At 44.5% G+C, this 15,040-nt stretch carries 11 protein-coding genes; 7 read left to right on the forward strand and 4 right to left on the reverse strand.

From position 1 onward, the window contains the following. Nucleotides 1–291: 291 nt before the first annotated feature. Entirely contained in the window at nucleotides 292–1,284 is a 993-nt protein-coding gene (gene hemB / locus V7K44_RS26100) for a porphobilinogen synthase (protein WP_334935832.1), read from the forward strand. A 210-nt stretch (nucleotides 1,285–1,494) separates the two neighbouring features. On the opposite strand, the gene V7K44_RS26105 is transcribed toward hemB, so the two are convergent. Then, nucleotides 1,495–1,695: a hypothetical protein gene (locus V7K44_RS26105; protein ID WP_334935833.1), complete on the reverse strand. Its 201-nt coding sequence runs from the start codon at nucleotides 1,693–1,695 to the stop codon at nucleotides 1,495–1,497. Nucleotides 1,696–2,209: 514 nt separating this feature from the next. On the opposite strand from V7K44_RS26105, the gene hemF reads away from it, so the two are divergent. The 6 genes from hemF to hemL all read left to right on the forward strand — a co-directional run bounded on the left by hemF (nucleotide 2,210) and on the right by hemL (nucleotide 8,636). Beyond that, nucleotides 2,210–3,247: an oxygen-dependent coproporphyrinogen oxidase gene (gene hemF / locus V7K44_RS26110; RefSeq protein WP_334935835.1), complete on the forward strand. Its 1,038-nt coding sequence runs from the start codon at nucleotides 2,210–2,212 to the stop codon at nucleotides 3,245–3,247. Nucleotides 3,248–3,317: 70 nt separating this feature from the next. Continuing rightward, a complete protein-coding gene (locus V7K44_RS26115; protein ID WP_334935837.1) occupies nucleotides 3,318–4,523 on the forward strand; it encodes an ABC exporter membrane fusion protein in 1,206 nt (401 codons plus the stop codon). A 121-nt stretch (nucleotides 4,524–4,644) separates the two neighbouring features. After that, nucleotides 4,645–5,832 carry an ABC transporter permease DevC gene (devC, locus tag V7K44_RS26120; protein WP_334935839.1) on the forward strand — a complete coding sequence of 396 codons (1,188 nt, stop codon included), beginning with the start codon at nucleotides 4,645–4,647 and terminating at the stop codon, nucleotides 5,830–5,832. Between the two features lie 84 nt (nucleotides 5,833–5,916). Continuing rightward, entirely contained in the window at nucleotides 5,917–6,672 is a 756-nt protein-coding gene (locus V7K44_RS26125) for a DevA family ABC transporter ATP-binding protein (protein ID WP_334935840.1), read from the forward strand. Then, entirely contained in the window at nucleotides 6,669–7,250 is a 582-nt protein-coding gene (locus V7K44_RS26130; RefSeq protein ID WP_334935842.1) for an SOUL family heme-binding protein, read from the forward strand. The genes V7K44_RS26125 and V7K44_RS26130 overlap by 4 nt, the downstream gene beginning before the upstream one ends. An 87-nt stretch (nucleotides 7,251–7,337) precedes the next feature. After that, the gene (gene hemL / locus V7K44_RS26135) at nucleotides 7,338–8,636 is read left to right on the forward strand and encodes a glutamate-1-semialdehyde 2,1-aminomutase (RefSeq protein WP_442940722.1); all 1,299 of its coding nucleotides are present in this window, start codon (nucleotides 7,338–7,340) and stop codon (nucleotides 8,634–8,636) included. A 415-nt stretch (nucleotides 8,637–9,051) separates the two neighbouring features. Here hemL and V7K44_RS26140 read toward each other — a convergent pair whose 3' ends face one another. The 3 genes from V7K44_RS26140 to cysH all read right to left on the reverse strand — a co-directional run bounded on the left by V7K44_RS26140 (nucleotide 9,052) and on the right by cysH (nucleotide 14,851). Then, a complete protein-coding gene (locus tag V7K44_RS26140; protein WP_334935844.1) occupies nucleotides 9,052–12,582 on the reverse strand; it encodes an NB-ARC domain-containing protein in 3,531 nt (1,176 codons plus the stop codon). 146 nt (nucleotides 12,583–12,728) lie between these two features. Further along, complete coding sequence (locus V7K44_RS26145; protein WP_334935846.1) at nucleotides 12,729–13,982, reverse strand: exonuclease SbcCD subunit D; 1,254 nt, start codon at nucleotides 13,980–13,982, stop codon at nucleotides 12,729–12,731. A 143-nt stretch (nucleotides 13,983–14,125) separates the two neighbouring features. Next, nucleotides 14,126–14,851 carry a phosphoadenosine phosphosulfate reductase gene (gene cysH, locus V7K44_RS26150; RefSeq protein WP_334935848.1) on the reverse strand — a complete coding sequence of 242 codons (726 nt, stop codon included), beginning with the start codon at nucleotides 14,849–14,851 and terminating at the stop codon, nucleotides 14,126–14,128. Nucleotides 14,852–15,040 lie beyond the last annotated feature (189 nt).

Below are 15,040 nucleotides of genomic sequence, written 5' to 3' on the forward strand. Positions count from 1 at the left end.
AAATGGTCATCTTTCCATCACAATTGCTCAAAGATTTCTCTCTAATGATATTGACAAACTTCTTGCCCTTGTGGAATGAATCAGCCCTGCCTTAAGAAGGGGGGTTGGGGGGATCAAAAGCCTATGAGGCCGCTCTCAAAGACTTGTGTGTACACCGTAGCTGTGTAGGCAGAGGGCAGGGAGCAGCGGGGAGAAGTATGGCTCAAACCCACAATTAAAGTTTTTCGTTCCTGTTCCCTATTCCCAACCCCTTCGATGTTTGTAAAGCCTTTCATCGTTCATTTTAATACTATGTTTCCAATTCATCGCCCGCGTCGGCTGAGAAGCCATCCCCAATTGCGGCGGATGGTGCGCGAAAACCTCCTGACAACCAGTGATTTAATTTACCCGCTTTTTGCCGTACCGGGTAAGGCGATCGCTAACGAAGTCAAATCCATGCCCGGAGTTTACCAACTTTCTGTAGATAAAATCGTGGAAGAAGCCAAGGAAGTCTACGACCTCGGCATTCCAGCCATTATTTTATTTGGCATTCCTGAAGATAAGGATTCAGATGCAACGGGCGCTTGGCACGATTGCGGCATCGTGCAGCAAGCTGCCACCGCCGTAAAACAAGCAGTCCCAGAATTAATTGTCATTGCCGATACCTGTCTGTGCGAATACACTAGTCACGGACACTGCGGTTATCTGGAATTAGGTGATTTAACTGGGCGCGTTCTCAACGATCCGACACTGGAATTGCTGAAAAAAACAGCAGTTTCCCAAGTTAAAGCTGGCGTAGATATCATTGCACCTTCAGGGATGATGGATGGTTTCGTGCAAGCTATTCGTTCGGGTTTAGATGAAGCTGGTTTCCAAGATACGCCGATTCTGTCCTATGCTGCTAAGTATGCTTCAGCTTACTACGGGCCTTTCCGGGATGCCGCCGACTCAACACCGCAATTTGGCGATCGCAGAACCTACCAAATGGACTCCGGTAACAGTCGTGAAGCCTTAAGAGAAATCGAACTCGACATTACCGAAGGTGCAGATATGTTAATGGTCAAGCCAGCCTTGGCCTACATGGATATTATCTGGCGTGTTAAGGAAGCAAGCAACTTACCCGTTGCTGCTTACAACGTTTCTGGCGAATACTCGATGGTTAAAGCTGCTGCCCTCAACGGTTGGATTGATGAAGAACGGGTAGTAATAGAAACATTAACTGGCTTTAAACGGGCTGGCGCTGACTTGATTTTGACTTATCACGCCAAAGATGCTGCTCGTTGGTTAGCAAAACTTGGCAATTAAACTTTCTAGTTTTGATTTCATATTGTCCGCAAGTTTTTGATAAACTTCACTGTTTTTAAAGGCTGCGTATATCAATTGTATTAACGTGCTTCAGATGTAAAACTTACGCACTCAGATCCCCGAATCCTGTTAAAAAGGTAGCCACTGCGTTAGGCGGATAAAGAGACTTGTAGCAAATGGTCTGACTTTAGAAGTTCCCTCCTTTTTTAGCTACGGTGTACACACAAGTTTCTTAACCTGCACCTTTAATGCATCGACTTGCACCTTTAATGCATCGACCTGCACCTTTAATGCATCGACTTGCACCTTTAATGCATCGACTTGCACCTTTAATGCATTGACTTGTACCTTTAATGCATTGACTTGTACCTTTAATGCATTGACCTGCACCTTTAATGCATTGACCTGCAAAAATTAACTTTCCTTACGTTACGCAACAACTCTAATCTAAAAGACTTGTGTGTACACGGTAGCTTTTTAAGGGGAGCCAGTGCGGTCTTCTCCCAAAGGGAGAGGCTAGCGCCAAGGGGGTTTCCCCCATGAGCAACTGGCGTGGATTTAGGGGGATCTAAAAAGTTAGGAGGCTAAACAAAAATGTTCGCTATTAGCAATACTCTGGACAGTTTTAAGTTGAGCCTTAGACAAGAAAGCTATCGATTCATTAGGGTGCTGATTAGAAGAAACAAGCACTCTTTACGATAGCTACATGGAAATTGTACAAAACCCTTTGTCTTTCCAATAACGAGTGCCAAACAACGGGCACTCAATGACCATTTACTCGACACCTTTATTTCAACGTTAGGACTCTCGCCGACTGTAATTAAATCTCATCCTAACTACCAAAACCTACGCTTTTACGGCGTTATTGCTGCTGAATTTTGTCCGGAGTATTGTATTAGGAAACTAGGAAAAATAGGTTGATCTTATGAAAACTACTTTAACTCCTCAAGCAACTCAATCCAAATCTCTACCCCCAGTTGATGCCAAGACTAGAGTCAGTCAATTGATGCGACAGTTGCAAGACGAAATCTGTCAGGTATTGCAACAGCTAGATGGCGAAGGCACGTTTCAGGAAGATGCATGGGAACGACCTGAAGGAGGTGGAGGGCGATCGCGCGTCATCCGCGACGGTGCAGTATTCGAGCAAGGTGGAGTTAATTTCTCTGAAGTCTGGGGTTCTCACCTGCCGCCTTCAATCTTGGCACAACGTCCAGAGGCGGAGGGACATCAGTTTTATGCCACCGGAACTTCAATGGTATTGCATCCGCGCAATCCTTACGTGCCAACTGTTCATCTCAACTACCGCTACTTTGAAGCTGGCCCGGTTTGGTGGTTTGGTGGCGGCATCGATCTAACGCCTTACTATCCCTTTGCTGAAGATGCAGCCCATTTTCATTACACATTAAAGCAGGCTTGTGACGCGCACGATCTCGAATATTATTCAGTGTTTAAGCCTTGGTGCGACGAGTATTTTTATCTCAAACATCGTCAAGAAATGCGGGGCATTGGCGGGATCTTTTTTGACTATCAGGACGGTCAAGGTCAGCTTTATCGAGGCCCCGATCCCAAAGGTGCAGCAGCCATTACCAGCGATCGCGTTGGCATACCAGCATCCCGCAATTGGGAAGAATTATTTGCATTCGTGCAGGATTGCGGTAAAGCTTTTTTACCTGCTTACACGCCAATTGTCAAGCGGCGGCAGTCAATGGAGTATAGCGATCGCGAACGTAATTTTCAATTGTATCGGCGCGGACGCTACGTTGAATTCAATTTAGTTTACGATCGCGGCACAATTTTCGGTCTGCAAACTAACGGGCGCACGGAGTCAATTTTGATGTCTTTACCTCCATTAGTGCGTTGGGAGTACGGTTATCAACCCGAACCAAATACGCCAGAAGCCGAGTTATACCAAGTATTTTTAAAGCCTCAAGATTGGGCAAGCCTAACATCGCTTCTGGTTTAACTTTTGCCGTCAAACCGTTGCTTGCCTGCTTTGCGTTACTAAAGTCCTCACTGAAATTTGAAGGATTGACATGAATTTACAATTGCTCTCGAAACCTTCAAAGCAATGGGCGCTGGCTGTAGTTGTCGGTGGTACTGCCCTTACAGGAATTATCGCTTTCTACGGTATTTATCAATCAAATTCTCAATCCAAATCAACCAGCAAACCCGTTGAAGTTGTGCAAACCAAACCAAAGATTGAGGAAATTACCGCTTTAGGACGGATAGAACCAGCAACGGAAGTCATCAACGTATCCGTACCTGCTACCTTAAGCAACGATCGCGTAGCCAAATTGCTTGTACAGCGTGGCAGTGGCGTTAAAGCAGGTCAAGCGATCGCCATTATGGATTCGCGCGATCGGCTGCAAAATGCTCTACTGGAAGCACAAGCACAAGTCAAAGTATCCCAGGCAGAGTTAGCCAAGGTGCAAGCTGGCGCAAAATCTGGAGAGATTGCCGCCCAAAAAGCTGAAATCGATCGCCTTGAAGAAGAGTTAAAGGGCGAAATAGCTACTAGAGATGCCACCATCTCTCGCTGGCAAGCCGAAGTCAAAACTGCCAATAGTGAGTACAATCGCTATTCCTCGCTTTACCAAAACGGAGCGATTTCTGCTGTGGAAGTAGATCGAAAACAACTTGCTCTGGAAACAGCGCAAGCACAGCTTACCGAAGCGAGAGCTAACCAAAATAAGAGTGTAGATACTCTACGGCAGCAAATCCAGCAAGCTAAGGCAACCCTAAATAAGATTGCTGAGGTACGTCCGGTAGACGTGCAAGCAGCTGATGCCGAGGTCAATAAAGCGATCGCCGCAGTCAAAAAGGCTGAAGCCGATCTCGCTGAAGTTTATATTCGCGCCCCCATAGCAGGTCGCATTCTCGATATTAAGGCCAAACCCGGAGAAGTTGTTGGTGAGAAAGGCATTGCCGAACTCGGACAAACCAGCTCAATGGAAGCGATCGCAGAGGTATATCAAACTGATATTGGCAAAGTTCGTGAAGGTCAACAGGTAACGATTTCGAGTGAGTCGTTCTCCCCAGAGTTACGCGGAACCGTTCGGCTCATTGGACTACAGGTGATGCAACAAGAAGTAACTAGCGGCGAACCTGGAGAAAACCTCGATCGCAAAGTCATTGAAGTGAGAATTGCACTCGATCCACAAGCTAGCAAACGAGTTGCGAACTTAACTAACTTGCAAGTACAGGTTGCTATTCAGCCGAATAACAATATCAACCAATAAGAGGGAACAGGCAAAATTAATACTAATTCTCAAAAGTAATGCGACAAGTAGACCATTTTGTAGAGACGCGATTCATCGCGTCTTCAGTTGAATTTTTAATTTTGAATTGGAGCGAAGCAATTTGACTATCAAAACATTTATATTCGGTAAATTATTCCGCAAAACCCCACTTGCTTGGCGGCAAATGAGCCGTCAAAAGACTCGTTTGTTCGTTGCTATAGCAGGAATTGCCTTTGCTGATTTTCTGATGTTTTTTCAATTGGGAGTTAGGGATGCACTCTTTGATTCGCAAGTTACCCCCTATACCAGCCTTAAAGGAGATTTATTTTTAGTCAATAAACTGTCTGATAACTTGCAATCTATCAAAAGTTTTTCCAGAAATAAGCTCTATAAAATAGCAGGTGTTAACGGTGTAAAATCCCTTGCGACGCTATATGTGGGTCAAGCATCGTGGCGAAATCCTGAAAATCGAGCTAGCCGTAAAATTTTCGTCTACGGAATCGATCCGAATCAGCCAGCATTTGACTTACCAGAACTCGATCAACAATTGAATAAACTGAAGTTATTAAATCGAGCGTTGTTTGACAGAGCCGGATTGGTTCCTCAGCTTGGGGACGTTCCTAGTTTACTGAAAAAACAGAATCCGCTTTCTGTTCAAGCTAACGATTATCAAATTCAAATAGTTGGATTATTTAAGCTCGGTTCTTCTTTTTCTGCTGACGGCAATCTAATCGTCAGCGATTCTACGTTTTTACGGCTCTTTCCCCAACGCCGATCAAACGAAATCGATCTGGGTATTGTTGACGTAGAACCAAATGCTTCAATTGAGCAGATCCAGGCTGATTTACGAGCCAAGCTACCGGATGATTTACTGGTACTAAATCTTGCTGAATTCACTGCCCGTGAAAGTGCATATTGGTCTACAGGTTCCTCTATTGGCCCGACTTTTAACCTTGGTGTTGCAATTGGTTTTTTAGTCGGAGCAGTTATCGTTTATCAAATTCTCTATACCGATGTCTCCGATCATTTGCCCGAATACGCAACGTTAAAAGCAATGGGTTACAGCGATATATATCTGATTGGAGTTATTGTTCAAGAAGCTTTTACTTTAGCGGTTTTGGGCTTTCTTCCAGGTTTTTTGCTCTCAAGTGGATTTTACATTTTTTTTCAATCCGTGACGTTTTTACCGACTGCAATGAAACTAGCTCGTGCGGTAACTGTGCTAGTTTTGACTTTTGTCATGTGTATTGGAGCAGGAGCGATCGCTATGCAAAAGTTACGAGCAGCCGATCCGGCTGATATCTTCTAAGTTTTGAGTTGAAGTTTAGAAAAATATCGCATTTCAAAACTCATAGTTTTCTAGAACCAAGCCCAAACTTACGGTTGAACTCTTATGCTGCAAGAAATTAGTCAGGGAACTCAAAACTCAAAACTTAAAGTTCAAAACACTTCCCAACAACCCGTTATTTCAGTTTGTCATCTCGATTACTACTTCGGTCGGGGAGAACTCTGCAAGCAAGTCTTGTTTGATATTAATCTCGACATTTATTCTGGAGAGATCGTGATTATGACTGGGCCATCTGGTTCTGGTAAAACCACCTTACTAACATTAATAGGTGGATTGAGAGCCGCTAGAGAAGGCAACCTTAAAGTTTTGGGACAGGAAATATCTGGGGCTAGTAAGCGGCAACTGATGCAAGTGCGGCGGCAGATTGGTTATATTTTTCAAGCACACAATTTGTTGACTTTCTTAACAGCAAAGCAGAATGTCCGAATGTCTTTGGAATTACACGATGAGTACCTAAAACAAGATATGGATCGGCTGGCAACGGATACTCTGAAAAGTGTTGGTTTAGGCGATCGCATCGATTATTATCCAGACAGTCTCTCTGGAGGGCAAAAGCAGCGAGTTGCGATCGCTCGTGCCCTAGTCAGTCGTCCTAAAATTGTTCTTGCCGACGAACCTACTGCTGCTCTCGATAAAAAGTCAGGTCGCGATGTTGTAGATATCATGCAGCGTCTAGCTAAAGAGCAGGGTTGCACTATTTTACTCGTCACTCACGATAATCGAATTCTCGATATTGCCGATCGCATTATCCACATGGAAGATGGACGATTAGTACAAGAAGTATCTGCAAAGATTTTATGAGTCAAACCGAAGAACCAAAATATTGCGTATTGCAATCCTATAATGATATTGAAATCCGGCAATACGAGCCAAAAATTGTTGCTGAAACAGTCATTCAAACTGAAAGAGATCGAGCAAACAAGGCTGCATTTTCGATTCTTGCCGCTTACATATTTGGTGAAAACACGTCTGTAACCGAAATTGCTATGACTGCGCCTGTCACGCAATCCCAGCCAAGTGAAAAAATCGCCATGACTGCGCCTGTCATTCAACAAGAAGCGGCAGAAAATCTTGCCACAAGCAATCGGGATACTTGGGCGGTACAGTTCGTGATGCCCTCACAATATACGCTGGCAACGCTGCCAAAACCAAAAGACTCTCGCATTACTATCAAAGAAGTTCCCAGCAACAAAGTAGCGGCAATCCGTTTCTCCGGTCTAGCTGGGGATGAACAATTGCAGGAAAACGAAGCCAAATTATCTGCTTTTCTGGCTCGGCAAGGTATCGAGACAAAAGGTAAAGCGATTTATGCTTTTTATGACTCTCCGTTCATCTTGCCCGCATTTAGACACAATGAAGTCATGCTCGAATTGAAATAATATCTGCACGTTTTGCTTGACACTCTTAATAACTAGATTCTCGCTCTTCGCGATCGCATCAGATCAAATATCTCAGGATAAAAAATTATGATTGCAACGACTCGGTTAAAAACCACCCAATCGGAGGAAATCTTTGCTGCTGCCCAAAAATTAATGCCAGGAGGAGTTAGTTCCCCCGTGCGGGCTTTCAAATCTGTTGGTGGACAGCCAATCGTATTCGATCGTGTCCTTGGCGCTTACATCTGGGATGTGGATGGCAATCAATATATCGATTATGTCGGCAGTTGGGGGCCTGCTATCTGCGGTCACACTCATCCTGAAGTCATTGCCGCTCTGCACGATGCCCTGTATAAAGGAACTAGCTTCGGTGCGCCCTGCTATCTAGAAAATGTACTGGCACAGATGGTAATCGATGCTGTTCCCAGTATCGAGATGGTGCGTTTTGTCAACTCCGGCACGGAAGCTTGTATGGCTGTTCTTCGTCTGATGCGAGCTTTTACGGGGCGGGAGAAAGCAATCAAGTTTGAAGGCTGCTACCACGGACACGCCGATATGTTTCTCGTTAAGGCTGGCTCTGGTATTGCCACTCTCGGTTTGCCCGATTCTCCTGGTGTGCCCAAATCGGTGACTAGCAACACGCTGACTGCTCCTTTCAACGATTTAGAAGCAGTAAGACTATTATTTGAGCAAAATCCCAATGAAATTGCTGGTGTAATTATTGAACCTGTGGTTGGCAATGCAGGTTTTATTCCACCTACTGCGGGTTTTCTTGAAGGTTTGCGAAAACTCACGCAGGAGTATGGAGCGCTATTAGTATTTGATGAAGTGATGACAGGCTTTCGGATCGCTTACGGTGGAGCGCAGGAGAAATTTGGTGTTATTCCTGACTTAACTACATTAGGTAAGGTCATCGGCGGTGGTCTGCCAGTCGGCGCTTATGGTGGTCGCCAAGAAATTATGTCGATGGTTGCTCCAGCCGGAAGCGTGTATCAAGCCGGAACGCTTTCGGGCAATCCACTGGCAATGACAGCAGGGATTAAGACGTTAGAGTTGTTGCAACAACCTGGAACTTACGAGTATCTCGATCGCATTACGAAGCGACTCACAGAGGGGATGCTGGAGATTGCTAAAGAAACAGGCCATGCTGCCTGTGGTGGTCAGATAAGCGGGATGTTTGGTTTCTTCTTTAACGAAGATCCGGTTCGCAATTATGAGGATGCCAAAAAGTCTGACTTAAGTAAATTTGCTCGCTTCCATCGCGGTATGTTAGAACATGGAGTTTATTTAGCTCCATCTCAATTTGAAGCCGGATTTACTTCTTTAGCTCATACCGAAGCAGATATCGATCGCACCCTCGAAGCAGCCCGAACAGTCATGTCTCAGTGAACTAGGCTAATGGTTTGAGCTTAGAGGATTGAAAACTCCTCTTATCAGTATCAAAAGTTTTAGATCCCCTTAAATCCCCCGATGAATTGGGGGACTTTTACTCCGGTTCCCCCCTTTTTAAGGCTACGGTGTACACACAAGTCAAAAAAAGATCAATTTCTCATTGTTCTCTCGTTTATCTCGTTCCTATGCTCTGCATAGGAATGCCTGATTAGAGGTTCTGCCTCTAGTCAGATATTGAGTCAGAGACTCAATGAATGCATTCCCAGTCGGAGACTGGGAACGAGGAAATGCTTATCAAGCTAGGTTTTTAGGACTTGTGTGTACACCGTAACTTTTTAAGGGGAGGACTGGCGTGGATTAGGGGGGATCTAAAGTGCTTCAAGTTACAGAGAAATACTTTTCAAACATCCGCTTAGATAACTGCTCCTAAAGAGGTCAACGTGGCAGTTGCCGCCTCAGTTAAACCTTTAACTCCGAAAATATTCATTTGCTCATAGGGCTTAGTCGCTCTCATGGTTTTTAAGCATTTGCCTGCTCCGATATCCCAAAGTCTAATTGTTTCATCGTCACCGCCACTAACCAAGGTTTGGTTATCTGGACTAAAGGCAAGTGACCAAACCAAGCCTGTATGTCCGTGCAAAACTTTCACGCACTCACCCGTGCAAACGTCCCACAACTTGATTGTCAGATCGTGACTCGTGCTAGCCAGTATCTTGCCATCAGGGCTAAAGGCGATCGATTGCAACCAGTTTGTGTCTGCTTGCAAAACGTTGAGGCAGTCACCCGTGTGCGGATTCCACAGCCTGATTGTTCGATCTGGACTAGCACTTGCCAGGATATTACCATCAGGGGCGATCGCAATTGCCCAAATCCAACTCGTGTGTCCTGCCAACGTTCTGAGGCAGTCACCCGTGTGAATATCCCATAACTTGATCGTTTGATCCCAAGAGCCACTCGCCAATATTTCTCCTTGAGAGATGAAGGCAACTGACCAAACCGCAGCGTTATGTCCCTGTAAGGTTCTTAAGGTTCGACCTGAAGGAACCTCCCATAATTTTATAGTACAGTCCTCACTGCCACTTGCGATCGTCTGGCTATCTGGACTAAAGGCAATCGACAAAACTGCTGCGCGATGTCCTTGTAAGGTTCTTAAGGTTTTACCTGAAGGAACATCCCATATTTTTAGTGTTTTATCTACACTACTGCTGACTAGGATATTTCCTTCATGATTAAAGATAACTGAATGAACCGAGTTGGAATGTCCTTTTAACACTTTGAGGCATTCACCAGTTGCGGCATCCCATAACCTCACAGTGCGATCGCGGCTACTACTAGCAAAAATTTGACAAATGCTTGGTAAGCTAGCACTAACAGGACTAAAGGTAACAGAGAGTATTTGATTGGTATATCCTTGTAGGGTCTTGAGGCATTCACCTGTATCGATACTCCATAACTTCACGGTTTTATCGTGTCCACCGCTAGCCAAAAGCTTGCCTTGGGGACTGAAGGCAACTGCAAAAACCCAACTGAAATGTCCTTGTAGGGTCTTGAGGCATTCACCCGTATCGACACCCCATAACTTCACGGTATGATCGTGCCCACCGCTAGCCAAAAGGTCGCCTTGCGGGCTAAAGTCCACTGAAAAAACTCGATTTGAATGCCCCAGAAGTGTTTTGAGACATTCACCCGTTTGAGTTTTCCATAGCCTAATAGTGCGATCCTCGCTGCCACTTGCCAGTATCTGACCATCTGGACTGAGGGTTATTGATCGTATTCCACTATTATGATGTTTTTCAAACGTTTCCATACACTGTCCAGTATTGATATCCCACAATTTAACAGTGCGATCGTCACTACCACTCAATAGTTGAGTATCTCCCTTAAAGACAACAGATAGTACCCAACTCAAATGTCCTTCAAGTGTTTTGAAGCATTCTCCAGTGCTACTATTCCATAACTTCACAGTGTAATCATCGCTGCCACTTGCTAATGTGCAATTATCTTGGCTAAATGCAACCGACCAAACTTCATTTGTATGCCCTTCTAAGGTGTGAAGGCACTGACCAGTACTAACATCCCACAGCTTTATTGTGTAATCTGTGCTACCGCTAGCGAGAATCTTACCATCAGGGCTGAACGTCAGTGATGTTACCCAACTTTTATGTCGCGTGCAGATGAAGACTGGTTGCACATCGCTAACTTGGTACAAATGAATTTCTCCATTACTGTCACCTACCGCCAGAAGTTCTCCATCAGGACTAAAGGCTACCGCATGAATAGCACCAAAGGTTTCAGTAAACGTACACCTCACTAGATGGGCGTAAGCAAAATTCGTATTTTGCAAATTTACATCTCGTAGGTCAGCCTGCCAAATGCTTAAGCCAGAGAAATCATAGCCCGTTAAATTAGTTCCTAGCTGATTGAGTAAGTTAAGAATATTACCTGCTACATATCCCGGCTCCAAGGGGGATTTCTCTCGCTGTTTGAGTAAGATTTGAGTCAGTTCATATTCCAAGTTTTTTTTGCCTTGCAACAGTGGAATTAATCGGTTGATCGCGGCATAGAGAATGAGACGAATTTGAGTCTCTCTGATATAGTCTTTCGCAGTAGCTTTGATTAGAGCATGGCTTCTAAAAAGCAAAAACTCCTGCTTAACAATCTCCTCACAAACTTGCTCAATCAAGCGACTTGTCACATACTCCATCACGACTGGCTGTAGGGTGAAGTAAACTGTATCTCGTTCGATGAGAGATCGCCGTCCCAAAGATTCTAGGGTTTCAATTAAATTCAGTTGGGGAAAAGGCGATACTAAATCTTCTCGTAATTTAGAGAGGGTTACTGGCTCCCGATTAATCGCTAGCCAGTACATTACATCTTTTCCCTCATCAGATAAACGCTCAAATTGCTGCTCTAATAGGTCACGAAGATCGCCAAATACGCTAGTTTCCTCCTTTAAAAACTCAGAAATATAACCATCAAATAAATCTTGAATCGTAGTTGCCACAATTTTTAAGGCTAAGGCATTGCCTCCATAGCGTTTGACCAGTGCGTTAAATTGAGTTTCTAAACCCTTGAGCCTCTTACTCTTAAGAATTTCCTCTCCCTCTCCTTCTTTTAGTCCACCCAATCTCAAAGTTCGCACTGGTAAGGCTTCTCCTTCTAGAGAGGCGACCTCTTTAGGTTTTTCTCGCGTTGTGAGTAGCAAGCAACTCTGGTGGTCTGATTTACCTACTCGTTTGAGGAGTTCGCCATACTGCTCATATCCAAGGTTATATTGTCCGGCTCGACTTCCACCACGTAACACAGCATCTACATTATCGAACACGACCAAGCAGCGCATTTCCTTAAAGTAGTTAAGCAGCAGGGAAATCTTATCACTAACGCTTTCCGGCAATTCTGCCTCAGTTTCTTGCTCGTCAGACAGAAACTGAATGATGCTACCCAAGAATGTATCAATGGGTGGAGCGTCATAAAGCGATCGCCAGACAATACAATCAAATTTGTCCTGCATTAGTTCTGCCAATTTGATCGACAGACTAGTTTTCCCTACTCCACCCATTCCGAGAATGGTCACTAATCGACAGCTATCCTTCAGCAACCACTCATCCAGAGTACTGAGTTCTTCTGTACGTCCGTAAAATGCTAAGACAGAAACAGCTTCCCCCCAATCTTGACGGCAATTGGGGTCTGAGGTCGAATAATAGCCTTCGCATAGGCAGCTATCAAAACCAAGAAAGAGAGCCTCAAGTGTTCGCTTGTCAACTCCCTTTCTACGGTTCAAAACTTTTCTAATTGTTAGAGGGTCTAAGTTAGTGCGGTAGCTTAACTCTTCAAGAGTGAATCTCTTGCCAAAATTATCTCGAAACTCAAACTTGTGCCTTGCTTCCTCAAACTTCTGTAAACCAACAGAAGTGAGTATAACTCCGCGCTTGCGTCTTGGCATACTCAAATTCCTCTACAGACAAAGATAGATTTAGCACAGAACTTAAGTACTTTTTCACCCAATGTTATTTTAGATTACTTACCCGCTTATAATCCACCTGTAAATAGGCTTTGAGATGCGCTAACCCTGAATACCTTTGTAAGATTCTACTCATTAGTTGCTGCTTCCAGCCAAACTTCCACTTCATCTGCTAGCAACTTCTGGGCTGCATCCATCATTGATGCTGCGATGTCTTTAAGGTCTTCGCGATTGTTCAAGTAAGTTTTTAACGCTTCCATTGGGTCGATGCTGCTACTTGCGCTCAATTCAGGAATCCGGGGCCTGGCTAATTGACTCACTAATTCTGCTTGAATGGTGTAGGTATGAGCGGGATTTAAAGCAGTATGTAGAGAAGAACTGTCAATTAAATCCATCTGTTCAGAGCGAAGTTTGTAAATTAGCCGCACTACAGCATCTTCAATATTATACTTGGCGATCGCTTTCATTAACACCGCTTGCGGCTCGTCTGCTTTTGAGATATCTACCTCAATGGTTTGGAAAGTCCGAACTGTTAAGGGACAAAATTCCCATTCAGCGCTTCCCCGCTCCAGTTCCAGCATTACATAGCCTTTGTCTTCTTTTTCTTCGCTAAAATCTACCCGTTCAATACTCCCTGGATAAATCACCGGCGGATTGTTAGATTTATTCAGATTTTGATGGCGGTGGACGTGTCCTAACGCTACATAATCAAAACAAGGTCGTGTCAGCAAAGATAGGGGTAGAGTAAAGCCTTTACCTACTGCCAAAAAGCGTTCTGCGCCCAAGGTTGCATTGTCAGCCATCAAGTGAGCTAAAAGAATAGTAGGCACATCGGGGTCGAGACGGCGAACTTCCCCTTCTAGCACAACTCGCAGACGTTCCGTTAATAGTTGGTTAACTTCCGCCAAAGACAAACCTTCAGTCTCTTGGCGAGTCATCAAAGTCGAACGAGTCAGCCAAGGCAGAGTAATTACTTGCACTTTGCCATTACGGGTTTCAATACAGTGCGTAGTTAATGTATCACCAACTACAAACCCTGGCACTCCCAAAGTGCGGTAAATATTTAAACTCGCCCCTCCCTGCCCTTGGGAATGTTGGTCATGGTTGCCCACCAACAGCACTGTCGGAATATTCGCATCCATCAGACGGCGAAACTGGCTGGCAAAAGCTTGTTGTACATAAGGCGGTGGTGTAGCATCCGGGAATGCATCGCCACCAAATATCACCATATCAACAGCATCTGTCAGCGCTCGGTCAATACATATAGACAAAGTATTGACAAAATCCTCCAACCGCGTATTTAATCCAGTCGCGGGATTAATTCGTCCGTGGGAGAAGCCGCTTCCCATGTGTATGTCGGAGAGATGGAGGATTTTAATCATATTTGTCCTTTGTTCTTAGTCATTTGTCCTTTGTCTAATACTAATGACTAATACTTCTCTACGAGACGCTACGCGAACGCGGTAGTTGAGCGCAGTCAAAACTCAGTACAAGTGACAAATGACCAATGACCAATAACCAATGACTAAATATGAATTCCGCATTCTGTTTTATCACTTCCCCGCCAGCGTCCGGCGCGTTCGTCTTCGCCTTCGCCTACTTTGGTAGTGATGGGTTGGTCGCCAATGCTGGGATAACCTTGGTCGTGAAGGGGATTGTAGATGACTCCATGTTCAGCCACGTAAACCCAGCTATCTTGGCGTGTCCAAGTAGCGATGGGATTTACTTTCAGCCGACCTTTACCATCAAATTCAAATATGGGCATATTCGCACGGGTTACTGCTTGGTCGCGGCGGCGTCCAGTAATCCAAGCGACGCTGTTGAGTTCGTCTAGACCCCGTAACAGTGGTTCAATTTTTGTAATGTGGTGGAATTTGGCAATATCTTTGTCCCAGAGTTTGTCGCCGTATTTGGCTTCAAAGGCTTCGCGGGTGTCTACATCTGGAGTTTTGAAAGTTTGCAAATCTAGGTTATAGATTTGTATGGCTTTTGCTACCAATTCTAGGCTTTCAGGGAAGTGGTGCAAGGTGTCAAGAAAGATTACAGGAACGGGATGTTTCAGTTCAGTGTAAAGAATATGGGTAATTATCATGTCATCCACGTTAAAGGCGCTTGTTTGCACCAGTCCCGTTGGGATATTTTCTATAGACCATGCCAGTATGTCTTTGGGAGTGGCACTTTCAAATTGCTCATTTAATTTGTCTAAGTCAAAAGCGATCGCTTGGTTTCTAGATTCCGTGGATGCTGTCATGATAATCTTCTATTCAAAATATTTTTACCTTGGTTAAGATTTATTTTATCCCATCAAGGCACGTATTCCGCTCGGAGTTCAGGTATTTATTCTGTTCGGAAATTACTACGTTGTGGAACTGGAGAATGGGAAGTCGGCAGGCCAGAAGAACAAATCATTAAAAGTAAAAATTGATACTTAAGTTCAAAA

The organism is Nostoc sp., from assembly GCF_036917235.1.
Taxonomy (GTDB): Bacteria; Cyanobacteriota; Cyanobacteriia; order Cyanobacteriales; family Nostocaceae; genus Nostoc.